This is a genomic window from Latilactobacillus sakei, assembly GCA_002953655.1.
Lineage (GTDB): Bacteria > Bacillota > Bacilli > Lactobacillales > Lactobacillaceae > Latilactobacillus > Latilactobacillus sakei_A.
The window spans coordinates 1125083-1145988 of the sequence record CP025839.1; the positions used below are offsets into that span (position 1 = coordinate 1125083).

At 41.9% G+C, this 20906-nt stretch carries 17 protein-coding genes and 1 riboswitch; of the genes, 7 read left to right on the top strand and 10 right to left on the bottom strand.

What is annotated here, in order from left to right; translation table 11 throughout:
* Positions 1 to 13 precede the first annotated feature (13 nt).
* The 5 genes from C0213_05585 to thiT all read left to right on the top strand — a co-directional run bounded on the left by C0213_05585 (position 14) and on the right by thiT (position 5264).
* A complete protein-coding gene (locus tag C0213_05585) occupies positions 14 to 856 on the top strand; it encodes a DegV family protein (protein ID AUX11905.1) in 843 nt (280 codons plus the stop codon).
* Positions 857 to 981: 125 nt separating this feature from the next.
* The gene (locus tag C0213_05590; protein ID AUX11906.1) at positions 982 to 1563 is read left to right on the top strand and encodes a TetR/AcrR family transcriptional regulator; all 582 of its coding nucleotides are present in this window, start codon (positions 982 to 984) and stop codon (positions 1561 to 1563) included.
* Position 1564: 1 nt separating this feature from the next.
* Positions 1565 to 2572 carry an oxidoreductase gene (locus tag C0213_05595; protein AUX11907.1) on the top strand — a complete coding sequence of 336 codons (1008 nt, stop codon included), beginning with the start codon at positions 1565 to 1567 and terminating at the stop codon, positions 2570 to 2572.
* Positions 2573 to 3389: 817 nt separating this feature from the next.
* Positions 3390 to 4448 carry a tyrosine recombinase XerS gene (locus C0213_05600; protein ID AUX11908.1) on the top strand — a complete coding sequence of 353 codons (1059 nt, stop codon included), beginning with the start codon at positions 3390 to 3392 and terminating at the stop codon, positions 4446 to 4448.
* Between the two features lie 66 nt (positions 4449 to 4514).
* Positions 4515 to 4613: riboswitch (TPP riboswitch) on the top strand.
* Positions 4614 to 4661: 48 nt separating this feature from the next.
* A complete protein-coding gene (thiT, locus tag C0213_05605; protein AUX11909.1) occupies positions 4662 to 5264 on the top strand; it encodes an energy-coupled thiamine transporter ThiT in 603 nt (200 codons plus the stop codon).
* 39 nt (positions 5265 to 5303) lie between these two features.
* On the opposite strand, the gene cadA is transcribed toward thiT, so the two are convergent.
* The 8 genes from cadA to parE form a co-directional block, all read right to left on the bottom strand.
* Entirely contained in the window at positions 5304 to 7097 is a 1794-nt protein-coding gene (gene cadA, locus C0213_05610) for a cadmium-translocating P-type ATPase (protein ID AUX12815.1), read from the bottom strand.
* Between the two features lie 100 nt (positions 7098 to 7197).
* Positions 7198 to 7551, bottom strand: a complete 354-nt coding sequence (locus C0213_05615) for a hypothetical protein (protein AUX11910.1) — start codon at positions 7549 to 7551, stop codon at positions 7198 to 7200.
* Positions 7552 to 7607: 56 nt separating this feature from the next.
* Positions 7608 to 8531: a manganese-dependent inorganic pyrophosphatase gene (locus C0213_05620; GenBank protein ID AUX11911.1), complete on the bottom strand. Its 924-nt coding sequence runs from the start codon at positions 8529 to 8531 to the stop codon at positions 7608 to 7610.
* Between the two features lie 52 nt (positions 8532 to 8583).
* Positions 8584 to 9549, bottom strand: coding sequence for a LysR family transcriptional regulator (locus C0213_05625; GenBank protein ID AUX11912.1), 966 nt, complete (start codon positions 9547 to 9549; stop codon positions 8584 to 8586).
* Between the two features lie 129 nt (positions 9550 to 9678).
* A complete protein-coding gene (pflA, locus tag C0213_05630; protein ID AUX11913.1) occupies positions 9679 to 10488 on the bottom strand; it encodes a pyruvate formate lyase-activating protein in 810 nt (269 codons plus the stop codon).
* 117 nt (positions 10489 to 10605) lie between these two features.
* Positions 10606 to 12867 (bottom strand): formate C-acetyltransferase, encoded by a 2262-nt coding sequence (pflB, locus tag C0213_05635; protein AUX11914.1) that lies wholly within the window; start codon positions 12865 to 12867, stop codon positions 10606 to 10608.
* 282 nt (positions 12868 to 13149) lie between these two features.
* The gene (gene parC, locus C0213_05640; GenBank protein AUX11915.1) at positions 13150 to 15615 is read right to left on the bottom strand and encodes a DNA topoisomerase IV subunit A; all 2466 of its coding nucleotides are present in this window, start codon (positions 15613 to 15615) and stop codon (positions 13150 to 13152) included.
* Between the two features lie 29 nt (positions 15616 to 15644).
* Complete coding sequence (gene parE, locus C0213_05645; protein AUX11916.1) at positions 15645 to 17636, bottom strand: DNA topoisomerase IV subunit B; 1992 nt, start codon at positions 17634 to 17636, stop codon at positions 15645 to 15647.
* 201 nt (positions 17637 to 17837) lie between these two features.
* On the opposite strand from parE, the gene C0213_05650 reads away from it, so the two are divergent.
* A complete protein-coding gene (locus tag C0213_05650; protein AUX11917.1) occupies positions 17838 to 18458 on the top strand; it encodes an acyl-phosphate glycerol 3-phosphate acyltransferase in 621 nt (206 codons plus the stop codon).
* A gap of 22 nt (positions 18459 to 18480) precedes the next feature.
* Here C0213_05650 and C0213_05655 read toward each other — a convergent pair whose 3' ends face one another.
* Positions 18481 to 19242, bottom strand: a complete 762-nt coding sequence (locus tag C0213_05655; GenBank protein AUX12816.1) for an iron export ABC transporter permease subunit FetB — start codon at positions 19240 to 19242, stop codon at positions 18481 to 18483.
* Positions 19226 to 19885, bottom strand: a complete 660-nt coding sequence (locus C0213_05660) for a spermidine/putrescine ABC transporter ATP-binding protein (protein AUX11918.1) — start codon at positions 19883 to 19885, stop codon at positions 19226 to 19228. Before C0213_05660 ends, C0213_05655 begins: the two co-directional genes overlap by 17 nt.
* Before the next feature lie 168 nt (positions 19886 to 20053).
* Here C0213_05660 and thiD point away from each other — a divergent pair, with 168 nt between their 5' ends.
* The gene (thiD, locus tag C0213_05665; GenBank protein AUX11919.1) at positions 20054 to 20851 is read left to right on the top strand and encodes a bifunctional hydroxymethylpyrimidine kinase/phosphomethylpyrimidine kinase; all 798 of its coding nucleotides are present in this window, start codon (positions 20054 to 20056) and stop codon (positions 20849 to 20851) included.
* Positions 20852 to 20906 lie beyond the last annotated feature (55 nt).

Genomic DNA, 20906 nt, shown 5'->3' on the forward strand with positions numbered 1-20906 from the left:
GAGTACAACTCATATGACAATTAAAATAGTGACCGACTCATCGATTCAACTAACTACAGCAGAACAAGAACGGTATGATATCCATATTGTGCCACTAACTATTCAACAGGGGGCTGAATCTTTCGTTGACGGTCAAACGATTACCCGTGCCGAATTTTTGAGCCGTTTGCAAAATGCAACGACTGAGTTTCCAACAACGAGCCAACCAACAGTTGGTAGCTTTGTTGAACTATACGATCAATTGGGGGCTGATGGCAGTACGATTTTGTCAATCCACTGTACAGGGTTACTCAGTGGGACTATCGAAGGCGCACACACAGCGGCCCAACAATCAACAAGTGACGTCCACGTCATCGATAGTAAAGAAATTGACCGTGGCTTGGCTTATCAAGTCGTCGCAGCCGCTCAAGATGTTGAAGCGGGGAAGACACTTACTGAAATCATTGCCCATCTTGATGAGATCCGTAGCAAGACAGAAACCTATGTTTTCTTAGATTCACTAGATGCACTCCAACGCGGCGGGCGTATCAGCCGGATGGCAGGGCTCTTAACAAAACTGATTAAACTCAAGGTGATCGTCCGCTTAACAGATACGGAATTAGAAGTGATTGCTAAGGGACGCGGGCTAAAAGCCTTCACCAAAGAAATCAATAATATTCGCGAACACTTGGCCACTCAAGATGTTGCTGAAATTGGTATTTCACATGTCGGCATCACTGACGAATTATCCGCTAAAATCCAAGCAACACTAGCAGAAACCCAACCCCATGTCCCTTATACAGTCGCTTTAACCAGCCCCGTTATTATGAGTCACGTTGGTCTGGGGGCCTTCGGGATTTTTTACCTTACGAAATAGCATCACCAAAGAACGTCTTCATGAGACGTTCTTTTTTTGTCTTTGAAATTGCGCAAAATCTAGTTGTGTTATTCAGAGTCATCATCTATACTAGAATGAACGTTCTAATAAAAGGAGATCATCAGATGCGCACGAAAGAATTTGAAACAACAGCCGTCTTAGACAAAGCAATGCTCGTTTTTTGGCGCCAGGGATATGAACAAACGTCGATGCAAAACCTAGTCGACGAAATGGGCATCCATCGCCGCAGTATTTATGATACGTTTGGGGATAAGCACCAGCTATTTATCGCAGTCCTAGCGCGTTACCACAATCAAATCACCGCGACATTTAAGCAAATCATCAATGAGCATCGCGACCTTAGTAGTCGTTTAACAGCCATTTTTGAGGCGTTCATTAAACACCCAACGCAACAACCAGACGGCTGTTTAATCGTTAATACAGCAACCACGTTACCAACGTTAGAAGGCGACATCCAACAGCTCGTTAAACGCTATTTGCAACAGGAACAAGCAATGCTGCAGCAATTACTGCTTGCAGGACAAGCTGAGTTGCAGACCCCCATTAAGTACGAGCTACTAGCCGCAACACTTCAAAATGCATTAGTTGGTATCCGTATCATGGCTAAAGTAAATCCTGATTCAGAGGCGCTAATCGCAATAGCACACCAAACACTTCAAATACTCCCATGGAAAGAGGCACTTTAAAATGAAAGCAGCTCAAATTACAAAATATAGTAAAGATCTTAATGTGACAGTGAAGGAAATTACCACCCCCAAACCCCAAGCGAACGAAGTACTCATCAAAGTTAGCTATGCCGCAGTCAATCCGTTAGATTTAATGAATATTCACGGCAGCGTTAAGTTGATTCAAGACTATTCGATGCCACTAACCCTTGGCAATGAAGTTGTTGGTGAAATTACCGCTATCGGCACTAACGTAACACCTTTTAAACCGGGTGACCTGGTTTACACCCGGCTACCACTTGCTAAAATTGGTGGTTTTGCAGAATATGTTGTCGTTGATGCCAAGGCTATCTGGTATACACCTTCCAATTTGTCAGCTAAAGAGGCCGTGGCTGTCCCCTTGACTGGTTTAACTGCTTATCAAGGCCTCACAGAAGAATTGGCTGTTGAAGCAGGGAAGACGCTTTTCATTCCTGGTGGTTCTGGTAGTTTTGGCCAATTAGCCGTGCCAGTCGCTAAATCTTTAGGCTTAACAGTCATTGTCTCGGGAAATGCGGCAGCACGTGAGCATATTTTAAAATTAGGCGCTGATCAATACCTTGATTACCGGACAACCGATTATTGGAAAGTATTAAACGATGTCGATTACGTTATCGATACTCGTGGCGCTCAAGATATCGAACGTGAACTTGCAATTATGAAACCCGGTGGTCGCTTATTAAGTTTGGTGGCAGGCCCTAACAAACACTTTGCCATCGCGCATCAATTACCTGCTTGGAAACGGCTCTTGTTTAGTTTAGTGGGTAAGAAATGGGATAAACTCGCTGCTAAAGCCCAAGTTGACTACCGCTTCATCTTTGTGCGTTCAGACGGTCAACAACTAAAAAAAGTTACTGAATTAGTTGAAAAACATCACATTACACCAGCTATCGATCCACAAGATTTTGATCTTGATCACGTTCAAGATGCACTGGAATTGGTTGCTAATGGTAAGTTAGCCGGTAAAGTTGTGATTCGACTAACTGACTAAAATTAATCTAAAAAGCCCAACGATTGGTATTTAACCAGTAGCTGGGCTTTTAAAATGGCCTGCAATAAATTTTAAGTTACTGTTTGGTGGCATTTTCGGCTGGTTCAAATAACCAGGAGCGCAATTATATTTGAGTGAGTTTGCAACATAGAAATAACCGATTGCGGTGTTTAAAGACGGTGTGGGGGACCTATTAAATAAAAAAACATATTCTAGTTTACATAATATATATTATAGGAAGTATATATTTATTTTAAAAGAGTGGCTGATTTTAACTTATTAAGTTGTATTTAAGTCTTTAATTTAGCAAATCCTTTTAGCAACGTTTTAAAATACTTTCCCTAAAGTAGCAATCGTTAAAAAAACTCAACTACGATTAACAAATCTCAATGCTAAAATATTGATGTGACCGCAGATTAAAACCATTTTCTAATCATTAATGATCAATAACCACATGAAATTCATTAAATAACTCAAGATTGATTTATACAGCTGTAAAATCCGTAATTTTAAGGCTCAAATTGCTAATCATTAACCATAATCCGAGTTCAATAAAACGCTAATTTGATGCTCAAATCGGCCTAAAAATGCTATAAACGCTGTTATATCAACATTTTAAAAAGACAAAAGGCTGTTAACCATGCATTTTTAACGTTTTAAATGGCTGCTACAGGTGGCCTGAAATTTGATTTTTCGGGTTAGTGGTCAAAATTCGCCAAACAAGTGTTGTTAAAATTATGGTTTTAACAACACTTGTGGTATTCTCGCCGCTTTTTTGTTAAACTAACTATAATTCTTTATTAAGGTGGTTTCAATCATGGACCAACAACGTTATCTCGAACTATGTGAACAACGCTTAGCAGATTTTCCCGATTACGTCCGTAAATTCTATATTAATCGGCAAGCCAACGCATACTCCTCTGCAACGCTCTACCAATACCTCCAAGAATACGTCCGCTTCTTCTCCTGGTTAATTGACGAACAAATCGTGGCTGTTCAAACGACCAAGGAGATCCCCCTCATTGCGCTTGATAAGATGAAGTTAGAAGATATCGAACTCTACAAGATTTTTTTAATGAATAAACGGAAAGCAAATAATCATAAACTCTCCTTCCAGGCAGTTAATCGCTCTATCAATGCTTTGAATGCGCTCTGGTACTTCCTGACAATTGAAGCTGAACAAGCTGATGGCGAGCCTTATTTTTACCGGAACGTCATGAAAAAAGTTAAACTCCTGAAATCTTCCGAGACAATGGCCACTCGGTCCCGCCATATCGGTCAAAAGTTGCTCACCGGCGATAAAAAACACGACTTCATTACCTTTATGCAAGTCGACTATCCCAGTGCGCTCTCTAATCGCCAACTCGCTTCTTATAAGCAAAATTGTGAACGTGATATTGCGATTTGCGTATTGGCACTCACTACCGGCATTCGTCTTTCCGAACTCGCCCAAGCTAACGTTTCTGATTTAAACCTTGAACAACTAACAATTACGGTTATTCGCAAAGGCGGTCAACAAGATACCGTGCCGATCGCACCTTGGGGTTTACCTTATCTGCAAGATTACGTTCAAATCCGGCAACAGCGCTATTTAGCCGCTAACGAACGGGCCTTATTTGTCACAAAGTATCGCGGCCAAGCCAAACGAATCAGTAACTATGCCATTGAAAAACTGGTAGCTAAGTACTCTGAAGCTTTTGGCGTTCGACTAACGCCGCATAAATTCCGTCATACACTCGCAACCGATCTGATGTCAGCGACCCACAGCGAAACGATCGTAGCGACCCAATTGGGCCAAACCACCACGCAGGCCACCCATTTGTATACGCACGTGGTTGATGACGAACAGCGCTCGGCAATGGATAAGCTCGAATGAAGCTTGATTGCTTGACATCTTTGTTGTATCCGGTATACTGAAAACGTTCTTAAAATTTAAATATTAACCATCGCAAAGGGGAGCCATTGGCTGAGAGTGATTAGATGATCAGACCCTTCGAACCTGTTTGTTAAGACAAGCGTAGGAATTGTGATGGAGTTGAGACTTTAACTCCTTTTTTGTGTTGGTTAACCAAGAAAAGGGGTTATTTTTATGCAACATCAACGGTTATTGATTCAAATTGAAGGGGCCATTATCGCGGCATTTGCGATGGCTCTGGAATATATTCCGCATACTGTAGGGCCATCAGCGATTGAGGTTTCCTTTGGGATTATCCCCATTATTATCTATAGTCTCCGTCGCGGCGCCGCGGCTGGGATGGTTTCGGGTTTAATCTGGGGCCTTTTAGACCTCGTCTTACGCGGACTTGGTAACGGGAGTGTTCTCAACGTTTGGCAAGGATTACTAGAATTTACGATTGCCTTCATGGTCGTTGGCCTAGCTGGCGTTTTACAAAAACCAGTTCAAGCAAGTATCCAACAAAATACCAAAGTAAAAACGATTGCGCTCCTTTGGTCCGCAGCTTTCATTGGTACTTTCGCCAAATACTTCTGCCACTTCTTAGCTGGGGCCATCTACTGGGGCTCATACGCACCTAAAGGAATGAATGCTTGGCTCTATTCGTTAACCGTAAATGGCGGCAGTTTCGTTGCCGGCTTCATCTTAAATGGTATCGTCTTTGGGATTTTATTGGCGATGATTCCGAAATTATATCTCCCAAAAGATATGTTTTTAAAAGTCCAATCTGAAAAATAATTAACAATACAAAAAAGAGGCCCTCAGCGGCCTCTTTTTTTAATGGTCATTTCTAGCACGTAATGCGTATAAAATCGAAACTGTGTCGACAACTTCTTGGAATAAGGCCCCAATTAAAGCTGGCACGACACCGGTACTAGCAATCAACATCAATCCGATACAGATGAAGATCCCAATCAAAACGGACTGGCGCGCCACCCGCATTGTATCCCGTGCAATCGTGATGGCGCCACTAACCCGACTCAAATCATCCTTTAAAATGACGACATCTGCGGATTCGCTCGCTGCTGTGGCACCGTGAGCACCCATCGCAATTCCGACATCGGCACTCGCTAAGGATGGTGCGTCGTTAACACCATCGCCAACCATGATTATCGGCCGCTGCTCCGGCGTGACATTATTGATGAGTCGAATCTTATCGGCAGGCAAACATCCAGCGTGAACTTCATCAATGCCGACTTGAGCCGCAATCTCTTTAGCGGTTGTCGCCTGATCCCCTGTGAGCATCATTAAGCGCTGTAAACCGAGCTGATGGAGCGTTGACATCGTTTGAGGCGCTTCCTGGCGAAGATGGTCGATAAATGTGATATAGCCCGCATAACGCCCGTCAATGCCAATGTAGACAGTTGTCTGTGTCTGGGATTGTTTAGCTTGGTCAGGCGCCACAAATTCAAATTTACCGACTTGAACCGTCTGTCCAGATGCTAATTGGGCAGTCACACCAGCACCTGTCATTTCTTTTAAACTAATAATTTCTAATAATTGCGCTGTTGGGACGACTTGTAGTAAGGAACGAGCCAGAATATGGGCCGAAGCCTGTTCAGCACTGGCTGCTAAACGACATAACTCCGATGGTTCAATATCAATCACTGGTACAACTTGATCCACGGTTAATTGGCCATTCGTAATCGTGCCGGTTTTATCAAAAGCAGCTGATTTGGCCAACGCCAATTTTTCAATTGTCGTCCCCGTTTTGACGATAATCCCATTCCGGCTGGCACGACTCATACCTGAGATAAGTGCAATCGGTGCCGCGAGAATCAACGGGCATGGCGACGCGACCACCAAGACCTCGGCAAAGCGCACAGGGTCTTTTGAGAGCCACCATGCCACCCCTGCAATCAAATACGCCACTAATGTAAATGGTACGGCATAACGATCCGCTAAACGAACAAAATGGGCAGGTTGTGCTGCTGAGCTTTCAACCAGTTTAACAATTGCTTGATACTGACTGTTAATAGCTAATTGATCGACCACCATCGTGATTGATGTCTCACCATTTACTGACCCTGACATAATTGGCTCATTGATTGTTCTTTCAACTGGGCGTGATTCACCAGTTAGAGACGATTCATCAAACAGCGATGACCCCTCAATGATATGACCGTCAACCGGAACCAGTTCCCCTGGCTTCACAACAACTTGATCATTGACTTGGAGTTCGTCGACAGCAACATCGACAAGTCCGTCACCACGCATTAAATGCGCGACTTGTGGCGAGTTGTCCAATAACGATTTTAATTCCCGCCCTGCTTTATGCGCGGCGTAATCTTCCAGGGAATCGCCGCCTGTTAACATTACGAGGACCATCAAGGCAGCCCAATATTCACCAACAGCGAGTGTTGCAATGATTGCCGTAATGGCTAGTAAATCAACACCATATCGACCTGATTTTAAAGTGCGAATCATCTCAATCAGCATCGATAATGCGACTAACCCCCCAGCTAGACTAACTAATACTTGGGCCCACAGTGGTTGTTGACATAAAAAGGCTAATATTAATGCGGTAATCCCAACCACAATTGTGAGCACTAATTTCAACGTATGTTTCATCATTATCGGCCTCCTTGTGAATTCTATTACATTATAACATGTTCATTGTCAGATTAGAATTATTATCATCTGTAAAAAAGACACAAAAAAACCCATCATATTATTGATGGGTCTCATTTACAGAAAGTTGTGCCATAATAGCTGTCCGAATGGATGTCATTGCTGCTATTAATGTTGTCATCCGCTTAATTGCAGGCGATGTCTTTTTTTGGTTAGCCAACGCTTTTTCGGTTTTATGGATGATTGACTCAATCGGTGCCTGTGCTCTGACCAATGCTTCAGCAGTTATATCTGTGCGCCCATTCAATAAATCACGACCAACTTCCAATGCGTGAATTCTATTTTTTAATAAAGTAAATTGGGCGGACCCTTCTCCAAATTTTAGCTGACTCTTTTGACAATTTCGAATTGTCGCTTCAATCACTTGAATTGCCTTTGTTACTTCCTCAGTCATCTGTTGCTCCTAACAAAAAAATAAAGCCCCGCAGGACTTTATCTTCTTAATTGCTATTAAAATGCTGCTGTTAATTGTGGGACAACTTGTTTCTTACGTGACACAACACCGGCTAATTGGGCACGATGGTTGTTTAAGGTCACATCAAAAGCCTTTTCGAAGGCTTCAGCTGGTTCGCCGATAACAAGCGCTTCTGAGTTACTGTTTAAGATGTCAGTAATCAAAAGTACGAATAAGTCGTAACCGTTAGCTTTGTTGTCTGCTTCGATAGCAGCTTCAAAAGCAGCTTGGCGTTTGAAGACCGCTTCGATATCAACTGTGTTAACTTGATCGATACGAACTTTTTTACCAGCCATATCGAATGTTTTAGCATCAGCTTCAATTAATTCAGCTTCGCTCTTATCATCTAAGTTAGTACCAGCTTTTAACATTTCAAGACCATATGATTCAAAATCAACATCTGCAATTTCTGCTAATGTCTTGATAGCAATCCGATCTTTTTCAGTTGTTGTTGGTGATTTCATCAACAATGTATCTGAAATGATGGCACTCATCATTAAACCAGCTAGTTGTGCAGGGATTTCAATCTTATTTTCGTTGAACATTGATAAAAGAATCGTGCTGGTACAGCCAACTGGTTCCGCACGGTAGAATAATGGGCTCACTGTTTCAAAATTAGCAATCCGATGATGATCGACAACATCAGTCACTGTTAAATCTTTGATATCAGCAACACTTTGTTGGGCTTCGTTGTGGTCAACTAGCATAACACTTTGTACTTCACTACCAGCTTCTTTAATCACACGTGGTGTGCTTGCAGCAAAGTGGCGCAATGCAAAGCTTGTTTCTTCATTTGGTTCGCCTAAAGCAACAGCTTCAACGTCCTTACCAAGTTGTTGTTGAAGATAAGCAAACGCCATTGCCGCAACAATTGCGTCTGTATCTGGGTTTTGGTGACCAAAAACTAATTCTTTACTCATATTTATACAGACCCTTCTTTTCAAAATTACATTATCGATTATACCAGAAATATTAAACGATTTTACGGTTTTGTTCTTTAATTCGCGTTAAATAGTCTTTTTCTTCTAGGTAAAGATTGAATTCACGGAAGAAACTGTCAATCCGAGGAATATCTTCCTTTTCTTTACGGAATACGAAGGCTAGTTCAAATTGAATCGCTGGATCAAATTGTACCGCGTTCGATTCAATGCCAACATTATGGGCATCGTAAAAACTCTTTGGCAATGCGGTACTTAACCCAGTTGCTTCTGCGAAACGTAAGATTTCAAATGGTGATGTAAATTGTGCGGCACTGATTGGTCGATCGACCATCTGATTCTTATAAGCTTCACTAATAAATTGGTTGAGATAGTATTCATCAGGATAAGTAACCCATTTTTCAGTTAAGGTATCTTCAAAATGAATCTTCTTACGTTTTTTCAATAACGGATTACTGCTCAAGAAAACAAGGCTTTCATCCGCAATCTTCTTAGAACGGTAAGGCTTCCAATTTTTGATACTGTCATCTGGCAAGTACATAATAGCCAAATCAATTTTATTATTTTCGAGGCGATCCCAAATCTCCTTACGTGTCAATAAGTGAACACTAACTTCGATGTTAGGAAATTGTTGATAATATTTGATTAAGAAACTTTGAATAACACTAAGTTCCATTGAGGCCAAAATTCCGATATTAATTTTACCGCGGCTAGCGCTAGTCGCACTTTGGATTTCATCCGTTGCCGTATTTAATAAATCATAGATTTGATGGGTCGCATCTAACATTGTCCGGCCAGCATCAGAAATGTGTAATTTCTTACCCACGGAATAAAAAAGTGGTGCCCCAACTGTGCGTTCTAATTTCTTAATTTGTTGGGTTAGTGCAGGTTGTGTAATCCCTAATAGCTGAGCGGCCTGCGTATAGTTCATTGTTTCCGCTAATTGCAAAAAATAAGTTAACGTTTTAGAAGAAAATATGTTTTCTTGTCTCGTCTTCATGCTCAATCCTCATTTCTTTGGGTTATCCCTTATCATTATAATAATAAAAAAATAAAAAAAGAGCAACCTTTTTCGTCGCCCTTTCTTATTATTCACTTAAAAATTTCTTATGCTACCGCTTTATACCATTTATTTTGAATAATCAGCGGTATGCAACAGCCGTTCAGCATTGACAACGCGATCATGAGTTGGGGGTTCGATACCTTCAAGTGGGTACTTAATCCCCATTTTCTCATATTTAACAATTCCCATTGTATGATAAGGCAATACCTCAACCCGGTCAACATTATTCAAGGTCTTAATATAATCACCAAGACGTTCTAAGTAACAGTCATAATCAGTCCGTTCTGGAATGAGGACGTGCCGAATCCACATATGATGGCCGTGATTAGACATATATTCAATCATTTCTAAAATATGTTCATTTGAAAAACCAGTTAACTTCTTATGGCCTTCTGGATCAATATGTTTGATATCAACCATCGATAAATCCGTATACTTCATCAATTCTTTAAACTTACTAAAGAATGGTTCTTTGTATGTGAAAGGTTGACCGCACGTATCAAGACATGTATTAATCCCTTGTGCTTTGCATTTTTTAAATAGATCAATTAAGAAATCAATTTGAATCAGTGATTCACCACCACTACAGGTAATACCGCCTTCTTTACCCCAAAACGCTTTGTAAGGTAATGCTTTTGCAATTAATTCATCAGCAGTATATGGCTCACCACTACCAATATTCCAAGTATCGGGATTATGACAGAATTCACACCGCATGCGACACCCCTGTAAAAAGGCCACAAAACGAATGCCAGGACCATCTACAGATCCAAAAGACTCAATTGAATGGACATAGCCAATTGGGGCTTCTGTTGTTTCCGGTACGACTGTTTCTGCTGGTTCCGTTGATAAACGGGTTGTAAAGTTAATTGCCATTTCTTCCACCTCTTATAAAAGACACTCTTCCTAGCAAAACTGCTAAGTCTAAATTAGCAGCTTTACAAGAAAGCGGATAGGGTTAGCTATCCGCTGCCTCGTTTATTTTATAAATGACTACATTTCATCGAAGAATGTTCTTGAAATAACATCATCTTGTTGTTCCTTGGTTAAATCTGCGAAGTAGACACAGTAACCAGAAACACGAACCGTTAATGTTGGGTATTCTTCAGGATGTTGTTGGGCATCCATTAATGTTTGTTTGTTGAAGACGTTGATATTCAAATGCATACCATGATTGATCATATAACCGTCGACCATGTTGACTAAGGCATCTTTACGTGCGTTATCGTCATGACCTAAAGTATTAGGTGTCACACCAAATGTATTTGAAATCCCATCAGTTGCATAACGATAAGGAATCTTAGCTGTTGAAAGTAATGATGCTAAAGCACCGTTCTTTTCAGCACCGTATGCTGGGTTAGCACCAGGTGAGAATGGTTCGCCGGCTTGACGGCCGTTAGGGGTTGTCCCTGTATTCTTACCATAAACAACGTTTGATGTGATTGTTAAAACAGATGTTGATAATTTTGAACCACGATATAAATGGTGTGTATTCATCTTGTTGTAGAAAGTCTTAACTAACCATTTAGCAATATCATCAGCACGGTCATCATTGTTACCGTAACGTGGGTAATCAGGATTTTGAGCTTCAAAATCGACTGCCATACCGTCTTCATCACGAATAACTTTAACTTGACCATATTTAATAGCTGAAATTGAATCAACCGCATGTGATAAACCAGAAATACCAGTCGCAAATGTCCGGTCTAAACGACTATTCTTCAATGCTAATTGTGCTGATTCATAGTAATACTTGTCATGCATGTAGTGGATTGTGTTTAAAGCATTAACGTAAACGTCTGCTAACCAATCTAACATCTTATCGTATTTACCCATGAATTCTTTGTAATCGATGATTTCGCTTGTAATTGGTTGATAAGCTGGACCAACTTGGGCTTTACCTAATTCATCAATCCCACCGTTAATTGCGTAAAGGATTGTCTTAGCCAAGTTAGCACGAGCACCGAAGTATTGTACGCCATCTGCAATTGGTTGTGCAGAAACACAACAAGCAATCCCATAATAATCGCTACCCCATTCGTTGCGCATCAAGTCGTCATTTTCGTATTGAATGGTTGAACTCTTAATTGATACTTCAGTTGCATAGCGTTTAAAGCCGTCTGGTAAGCGATCTGACCAGAGCAATGTGATATTAGGTTCTGGTGCAGCCCCCATGTTTTCCAAGGTCTTCAAGACACGGAAGGCTGTCTTAGTAACATGATGGCGGCCATCCATGCCAATCCCACACATTGATAAGGTTGCCCAGATTGGATCACCTGAGAATAATGAGTTGTAATCTTCTGTCCGAATGAAGCGCACCATCCGTAATTTCATGACAAAATGATCAACCATTTCTTGTGCTTCAGCTTCTGTAATTAAGCCACGATCTAAATCACGTTGGATAAAGATATCCATCGTTGTATCAATTCGGCCAACTGACATTGCAGCTCCGTTTTGTGTCTTGATCGCTGCTAAGTAGCCAAAGTAAATCCATTGAATAGCTTCTTGCGCATTTTTAGCAGGTTTTGAAATATCAAAACCATAGCTAGCAGCCATTTTCTTCATGTCTTGTAAAGCACGATATTGTTCATTGATTTCTTCACGAAGGCGAATAACATCATCTGTCATTTCACCGTCACCAATGCCGTTAAAGTCGCGGACTTTTTCTTCGGCTAAACGGTCAATCCCATAGACAGCAATCCGTGGTAAATCAGGGATAATCCGGCCACGTGCATAAGCATCAGGAAGTCCTGTGATAATCTTGTAGTGACGTGCTTTACGCATGTCTGGTGTATAAGCATCGAAAACCCCTTGGTTATGAGTCTTACGATATTCGTTAAAGATTTTGTGTTGTTCTGGATCTGTCTTAAAACCATAAGCTTCTAAGGCATCTTCGGCCATCCGAATCCCACCAAAAGGCATGAATGCTCGTTTGAGTGGTGCGTCAGTTTGTAACCCAACGATTTTTTCAAGATCCTTATTTAAATAACCAGGACCATGTGATGTAACAGTTGCAGGATTGTCGTTATCAGCATCTAAAACACCGCCTGCTTCACGTTCTTTTTTCTTAAGTGCCATTAATTGGTCGTTTAAAGTTGTTGTCGCTTCAGTAGGACCAGCTAAGAAACTTTCATCACCATCATAGGCTGTAAAGTTTTGTTGGATGAAATCGCGAATATCGATTTCATCTTGCCAATCACCCTTATTAAAACCGTCCCAATAATCGGCTAAGTTGATTTTTTCAGTTTTTACCATGTGGATTGCCTCCATTTATTTAAAATTCAATCATACAGTTTTTACACATTTAGTATAACACGTCACAAGCTTTTTGCAAACCCTTTCTTTTCGAAAATATCCACGAGTCCTTATATACCATAAAACATTGGTGTGTAAGCGTTCGTAGCTTATTTGAGAACTAGTTATCCGTCTAATTTAGATTGTGCAAAACCTTTTAAGTGTTATGGTACAGATTCGATTTTTCAGCTTCTTTTATATAACAGAAAAGGATGCTAATCAGCCTGATTAGCATCCTTTTGATTAATCTTTATGATTTGAAATTGGTTCGCTGGATTGCGCTAAAACAAATACCGGTTGACCAACTTCTTCAACATCCATGACAAAGCTCCCGTTTGAATATCGGTCACCTGTTGCATGTGCTTGTGGGTCAATTGTTAATAATGCCTGCTCAGTTTTCACTAATAATGCGATCTTAGGTGCAACACGAATCATAGCGGCCACCCGATGCGGATCGCGTTTTAATTCACGCAAGATTAAGACCCCACGCCGTGCACGGCTTGTTAAGCCGACTTCGCTTAAGAACATGCGCTTAAAGGCCCCACGTTGCGTGATAATTGCGACAGCAGCGTGCTTTTCAGCGGGGTCAAAGAGCGTAAAGTTAGCGACATGATCGCCATCTTTAAGATCCATCAGTTTCACACCACCGGCTTTGGCACCAGAGACTGATACTTCGCTTAAAGCAAAGCTTAAGCCATAACCGTTATAACTAGCACTAAAAACAGCCTGTTGTTGGGCATCTGCTTCCGAGACCCAATAAACATTCGTCACGTTCGCCCCAGCATGTAGCTTAATAAAGTCTTGGGCTTTTGAACGATAGGTCCGACTTGGCAACAAGTCTTGGAAAGCCGTTTGCTTAATGTAACCATCGGTCGTTCCGATAACAAAATAGCCACTTTGTTCGTTTGGCGTAAAGCTAAAGGCCGCAATAATCGCTTCATCGGCCGCTAAGCCAATCGATTGCGAAATATGTTCGCCCATTTCTTTCCACTTCAAATCGGCAATTTCATGCACTGGTCGTTGAATCAAATGCCCATAGTTGGTAAATAACATCAATTGATCGAGTGTCTGCATAGGTTGTTGTAAGATGGCAAAATCGCCTTCTTTCAGACCACCATCAGCCCCTTCTGAGGCTTGATAAGAACGGAGACTACTCCGTTTAAGGTAGCCGTCATGACTAACTGCAACCATAACGGTTTCATCAATCACTGTCACGCTCGTATCAATCTCAAGGGTTTCAATTTCGGCTTCAATTTCTGTCTTCCGATCGTTCCGGTAAGCTTTAACCACCGATTTTAATTCAGCCTTAATGACCCGTGCAAGTTCTTTAGGATTACCCAAGATTGCTTGATAACCTGCAACCGCTGTTTTTAATTCAGCCGCTTCGGCTTCTAAGGCCGTCACATCGGTATTCGTTAAACGATACAATTGTAAGGAAACAATTGCTTCGGCTTGTGCTTCGGTAAAATCGTATTGTGCCACTAAGTTTGTCTTAGCGTCTTTTTTATTCTTACTTGCGCGAATCGTACTGATTACTTGGTCAAGAATCGATAGGGCTTTAACAAGACCTGCAACAATATGCAACCGATCCTGTGCTTTTTGTAAGCTGTATTGTGTCCGCCGCGTAACGACTTCTTCTTGATGCTTTAAGTAGGCATGTAAAATCTCAAGTAAGCCAACCTGTTTAGGTTGCATATCAGAGATGGCGACCATATTGAAATTATACGTAATTTGTAAATCGGTATTTTTAAAGAGATAATTCAAAATCCCTTGACTATCCGCTTGTTTCTTTAATTCGATGACCACTGATAAACCCATCCGATCACTTTCATCACGGACTTCAGAAATACCATCAACCTTCTTCAAGACTCGTAATTCATCAATCTTTTTGACCATTTGGGCCTTATTGACTTCGTATGGAATCTCGCTGATAACGATTTGTTCCCGATTACCACGGAGTTGTTGAATGCTGGTTTTAGCCCGCACAACAACGCGACCACGGCCTGTTTCGTAAGCTTTCTTAATCCCGTCCAGGCCTTGTAGAATCCCACCAGTCGGGAAATCAGGGCCTTTAACAAAGGTCATCATCTTTTCTAGTGTTGCGTCTGGATGATCGATTAAATAAACTAACCCATCTGTGACTTCACCTAAGTTATGGGGTGGAATCTCAGTTGCATACCCAGCGGAAATACCAGTCGCCCCGTTGACCAAGAGGTTCGGGAAGCGGGCTGGTAAAACAGTTGGTTCTTCAGCCGTATCATCAAAGTTTAAGACAAAATCAACTGTCTTTTTATCGATATCTTTTAACATCTCACTGGCAATTTTGCTGAGTCGCGCTTCTGTATAACGCATAGCAGCTGGTGGATCGCCATCCATCGACCCATTATTCCCGTGCATTTCAATTAATGGTTCCCGTAATTTCCAGTCTTGGCTTAGGCGGACCATTGCTTCATAAATCGAGCTATCACCATGCGGATGAAAATTACCCATGACGTTCCCAACAGACTTCGCTGATTTACGGAATCCTTTGTCATAAGTATTACCATCAATTGCCATTGCGTACAAAATTCGCCGTTGAACAGGTTTTAATCCATCCCGAATATCCGGTAATGCCCGTTCTTGAATGATGTATTTGGAATACCGGCCAAAGCGGTCGCCCATGACTTCTTCAAGGGTTAACTCTTGAATTTTTTGTGCTTCATCAGCCAAATTAATCACTCACTTTTCTAATCGTCTAATTATTCTACTGCGTTATCCTCGGTGACTGGCGTTGTTGCTTGCCCCGTCGTCTCTAAAATGCTACCTTCTTCAGCGAGCGTGAACTTCACATTTTCTTCGATCCACTTCCGTCGCGGTTCAACTTTATCACCCATCAAGGTTGTGACCCGGCGTTCTGCTAAAGCAGCATCGTCAATCCGAACACGAATTAAGGTCCGACTTGTTGGATCCATGGTTGTGTCCCAAAGTTGATCGGCATTCATTTCACCTAACCCTTTGAAGCGTTGTTGGCTATAACCTTTACCCATTTCCTTCGCGACAACTTTTAATTCATCGTCCGTCCAAGCATAAGCAATCTTCGTTTTAGCGCCGGCACCTTTTTGAAGCTTGTACAAAGGTGGTAAGGCGATATACACTTTACCGGCTTCGATTAATGGTCGCATGTAACGGTAGAAGAAGGTTAAGAGTAAGATTTGAATATGAGCCCCATCGGTATCCGCATCGGTCATGATAATAATCTTATCGTAATTGCTATCTTCAATTTTGAATTCAGCGCCAACACCGGCCCCGATTGTGTAGATCATTGTGTTAATTTCTTCATTTTTTAGAATTTCTTGTAATTTTGCCTTTTGGGTATTCAATACCTTCCCACGTAATGGCAAGATTGCTTGGAACTTCCGATCACGGCCCTGTTTAGCTGAACCGCCAGCGGAATCGCCTTCGACCAAGTACAATTCGTTTTTAGCCGCGTTCTTAGATTGCGCGGGTGTCAACTTACCAGAGAGTAAACCGTCTGATTTTTTCTTTTTCTTACCGTTTCGGCTTTGTTCACGCGCTTTACGGGCTGCCTCACGGGCTTCACGGGCCTTGAGTGACTTTCTAACCAAGGCTTGGGCAAATTCCCCATTCTCTAGTAAAAAGAAGCTCATTTGCTCGTAAACGAGGTTGTCGACCGCGGTTCTAGCCTGTGGTGAGCCTAACTTACCTTTGGTCTGACCTTCAAATTGTAGTAACTCTTCTGGGATCCGTACAGATAAGACGGCACTGAGTCCTTCACGAACATCTGAGCCTTCCATGTTCTTATCCCGTTCTTTTAATAAGTTAACCTTGCGCGCATAATCGTTAAATGCTTTGGTTAATCCGGCTTTCATCCCGGCTTCATGCGTACCACCATCACCAGTCCGCACGTTATTAACAAATGACATGATGTTTTCGGAATAGCCGTCGTTATATTGACCAGCGAATTCAACTTCGATGTCTTCTTTAGTGCCTTCAAAATAGAGTTTATTCCCAATCGTGTCTTTATCCTCATTTAGATAATCAACGAATGATTGAATCCCCTCTGGATAATGAAAGACATCTTCCTTAGCAGGATCAGCACGTAAGTCCGTTAACGTAATCTTAACGTCCTTTAACAAAAAGGCTGATTCCCGTAACCGTTCTGCTAACGTATTGTAATTATACGTTGTGACTTGGAAAATTGATGCATCCGGTTTAAAGGTAATTAGTGTCCCGTTAGGTTCGTTGGCTTTACCAACCTTTTTTAAAGTGCCCACTGGATGGCCGCCGTTTTCAAAGCGTTCTTCATAAGCCACGCCGTCTCGAACCACCCGAACGGTTAACCATTCAGATAACGCATTAACAACACTGGCCCCAACACCATGGAGCCCCCCAGACGTTTTATAACTATTCTGAGTGAACTTACCACCGGCATGGAGGACCGTTAAGATGACTTCAATCGTTGGAATCCCTGATTGATGCATCCCCGTTGGCATCCCCCGCCCATGATCACGAACACTAATACTATTGTCCGCACCGATTGTGACGTTAATTTCGGCACCAAAACCGGCGAGTGCTTCATCGACTGCATTGTCGACAATTTCGTATACTAAATGATGTAACCCACGCCCATCGGTTGAGCCAATATACATGCCAGGCCGTTTTCGAACTGCTTCCAAGCCCTCTAAGACTTGAATCGAATTATCATTATAATCTTGTTTTTGATTTGGCATTCAACAATGACTCCTTTGTCTAAAAATGAACAGATAAGTTATATTATCAACAAATTTGAACGATTTTACAATCCCTAAATTTAAAATAACCACTTATCCAAATGTATGTTCGCATTCATCTATTCTAACATACAATATTCCTTTTCCCTTGTCAAAATGCTAGAATAGATTAATCAAATGTTGTGAATAGGAGTTCTGACAATGAAATTAAGTCTTATTTTTATCTTGGCCTACCTGATTGGCTCGTTTCCCTCAGGCGTCATTATCGGCCGGGTCTTTTGTCATAAAGATCCCCGGGATGCTGGCAGTCATAATATTGGAACAACCAATTCTTACCGGGTATTAGGCCCAATCGCTGGGACGGCTGTTTTGTTCCTCGATATTTTAAAGGGTACTTTAGCAGCCAGTCTACCAATGATTTTTCACATCCCTAATCATTCATTGGTCTTAGTCGTTGGTTTAGCTGCAGTTGTTGGCCATGCCTACTCTATCTTTTTACGCTTTACAGGTGGCAAAGCCGTTGCAACCAGCGCTGGGATCTTACTGGCCTACAACCCGCTTTTCTTCGTGATTGCTAGTACGATTTTTATTAGTGTCATTTTAATCACGAGTATGGTCAGCATGGCCAGTATCATCGGCCCCTTGCTAATTGCTATCTTGTCATTTTACACACACGACTGGTTACTCGGTACGATTGCGACGTTAGTTCTAATCTTTTTAACCTACCGCCATCGCGAGAACATCAGTCGCATTAAAAATGGTACGGAAAACCTAGTCCCATTCGGGTTATATTACCGTTATAAACAAAAAAAACGCCAATAAAGGCGTTTTTTTGTGCAATCATTTAAAGATCGATTAATTGTTCGCGGTCATTATAAAATGAATGATAGGCTAAATAACAGGCAATAACTGACCCGAGACTCGTCGCCGACAATAGCATGAAGGTGACTAATATTTGATACATAATGGCTTTAACCGGATCAACACCGGCAAAGATTAACCCCGACATCATCCCTGGGAGACTGACCAGGCCGACCGTCTTGGCTGAATCGATTGTCGGTGACATCCCCGTTTTAATACTTTCTCTCACAATTGCAATTGAGGCTTGTTTCAAGCTAGCGCCGAGTGCCAAGCGTTCCAATACGGCTTGGCGTTGATCCTTAAACTGTGTCAACATACTCCGATAGCTCAGGCCAATGGCGACCATCGAATTGGAAGCAATCATCCCCGTAATCGGGATAATCTGCGATGGCACGAATTTAATCGCACCAGATAAGACTAATAACCCGAGTGTAACACCGGTACTCGTTAAAATCGCAATTAATGAAATGCCAAACGCGTGCTGTAACGTACTAGCACGTTTACGAGCGTTAGCCGCCGCGTTAAAGATAATGATCAACATCATCGCTAGCGTTATCCAAACATGGTTAATTTGAAAAATAAATTTCAATAAATAACCCACGATAATTAATTGGACAATCGCTCGCCCGACACTGATCAACATATCTTTTTCGAGACCAATTTTTTCGTGAAAACTGATGATTAACGCGACAAAAACTAACGAAACAGCAAAGGTTAATGATAACCCATTAACGGCTAGATTCATCTGCATGTACCAAACGACCAGCTACAATTTGAAGCTGACGCCCTTTCCGTTGTTGTTCTTGTGTATCATGGGTAATCGACAAGACCGTAATCCCATCTTCTTGATTCAATTGTGTGATTAGCCCATTAACCAAGGATTTAGTCTGCTCATCTAGGCCGGTCGTAATTTCATCCAGTAGCAGGATTTCCGGTTTAAACATCAGGTTACGAATTAAAGCAATTCGTTGCTTTTCGCCCCCCGAGAGCGTTGTAATCTTTTTAGTCAAGGGCATCTCCGCTAACCCAACTCGGGCTAATTGCGTCTGAACTAGCGTCTCATCCACTGGTAATTCGCGAATTTCAAACGGAAATACTAGATTATCACCAACTGTCGTCCCAAATAACGTTGGTTGTTGGAAGCAATAAGACACGCGTTGCCGATATTGCGTCGGTTTATAGTCGCTAATGGCCTGTCCTGCCAACAAAATCTCCCCACTCGTTGGTGTCAATAAATCGGCTAATAGCCGTAACAACGTACTCTTACCACTCCCTGATGGTCCCACAATCGTATTATAAGACCCTTGTTCAATTGTGATATTAATATCGCTCAATATTGCTTGGCCATCAACGCTATAATTAAGGCCCTTTGTCTCTAGCTGAAGCATGATACCCTCCCTTAAATCTGTCATTACTTCTAGTATACGCGAATTTTTAATTTTTAGGGTAAACGATGATTGATAAGTAGCACGAGTAACGCTTATACTAGCAATAGGGACTCTTAGTTGATATCGCCAATTAAGCTGACCACAAACTTAAGAAAAGAGATGGTTACAATGTTAAACAGCTTTCCCCAAGTCATGACAATCGCCGGTTCCGACTCTGATGGTAGCGCTGGCGCCCAAGCTGATTTAAACACTTTCTTCGCCCGCGGTGTTTATGGCATGAGCGTTTTGACCGCCTGTGTCGCTGGTAATTCATTTGGAATCCACGCGAGCCAAGCGCTGACCCCTGAATTTATCAACGCCGAATTTGAAGCAATTGCCGCCGATTTTAAGGTCCGGGCTTGCAAGACCGGGATGCTCACCGATAGTGAGACGATTATGACCGTTGCCAAGCAACTCAAGCAACACGATTTTGGCCCCTTGGTTTTAGACCCGGTCATTATCACAAAACACGGCGCACTATTACTTGCTGATGAAGCCTACCAGACGCTAAAAACCGAATTGATTCCAATGGCGACCGTTTTAACCCCTAATTTCTATGAAGCCCAAAAACTAACCGGCATTTCTTTGAATGAACCGGCTGATTTCCAAGCAGCTGCTGAAAAGCTACTGGCGCTAGGCGCTAAGAATGTAATAATCAAAGGCCACCACGCTGCTGGTCAATCAAGCGTTACTGATTATGTGCGACTAGCCGATGGTCAAGAATTCTGGTTATCAGAACCCTATATCGAAACGACCCATATTAATGGGACAGGTGATTCACTCTCTGCATGTATCTGCGCTGAAATTGCTAAGGGGCACTCGATCGAAGAAGCCATTAAAACGGCTAAAAAATTCGTACACGCCGCCATTGCTAATCCTATCGACGTCGGCCACAAATACGGTCCCATCAATCATCACGCGCAATAAAGTTTAGCATTTTCCCTTATTAGCCGCTGCATAACGACTGATAAGGTTGTCCTAA

Coding starts and splice junctions, on each gene's coding strand:
- C0213_05585 (AUX11905.1), top strand. CDS start 14: ATGACAATTAAAATAGTGACCGACTCATCGATTCAACTAACTACAGCA.
- C0213_05590 (AUX11906.1), top strand. CDS start 982: ATGCGCACGAAAGAATTTGAAACAACAGCCGTCTTAGACAAAGCAATG.
- C0213_05595 (AUX11907.1), top strand. CDS start 1,565: ATGAAAGCAGCTCAAATTACAAAATATAGTAAAGATCTTAATGTGACA.
- C0213_05600 (AUX11908.1), top strand. CDS start 3,390: ATGGACCAACAACGTTATCTCGAACTATGTGAACAACGCTTAGCAGAT.
- thiT (AUX11909.1), top strand. CDS start 4,662: ATGCAACATCAACGGTTATTGATTCAAATTGAAGGGGCCATTATCGCG.
- cadA (AUX12815.1), bottom strand. CDS start 7,097: ATGAAACATACGTTGAAATTAGTGCTCACAATTGTGGTTGGGATTACC.
- C0213_05615 (AUX11910.1), bottom strand. CDS start 7,551: ATGACTGAGGAAGTAACAAAGGCAATTCAAGTGATTGAAGCGACAATT.
- C0213_05620 (AUX11911.1), bottom strand. CDS start 8,531: ATGAGTAAAGAATTAGTTTTTGGTCACCAAAACCCAGATACAGACGCA.
- C0213_05625 (AUX11912.1), bottom strand. CDS start 9,549: ATGAAGACGAGACAAGAAAACATATTTTCTTCTAAAACGTTAACTTAT.
- pflA (AUX11913.1), bottom strand. CDS start 10,488: ATGGCAATTAACTTTACAACCCGTTTATCAACGGAACCAGCAGAAACA.
- pflB (AUX11914.1), bottom strand. CDS start 12,867: ATGGTAAAAACTGAAAAAATCAACTTAGCCGATTATTGGGACGGTTTT.
- parE (AUX11916.1), bottom strand. CDS start 17,636: ATGCCAAATCAAAAACAAGATTATAATGATAATTCGATTCAAGTCTTA.
- C0213_05650 (AUX11917.1), top strand. CDS start 17,838: ATGAAATTAAGTCTTATTTTTATCTTGGCCTACCTGATTGGCTCGTTT.
- C0213_05655 (AUX12816.1), bottom strand. CDS start 19,242: ATGAATCTAGCCGTTAATGGGTTATCATTAACCTTTGCTGTTTCGTTA.
- C0213_05660 (AUX11918.1), bottom strand. CDS start 19,885: ATGCTTCAGCTAGAGACAAAGGGCCTTAATTATAGCGTTGATGGCCAA.
- thiD (AUX11919.1), top strand. CDS start 20,054: ATGTTAAACAGCTTTCCCCAAGTCATGACAATCGCCGGTTCCGACTCT.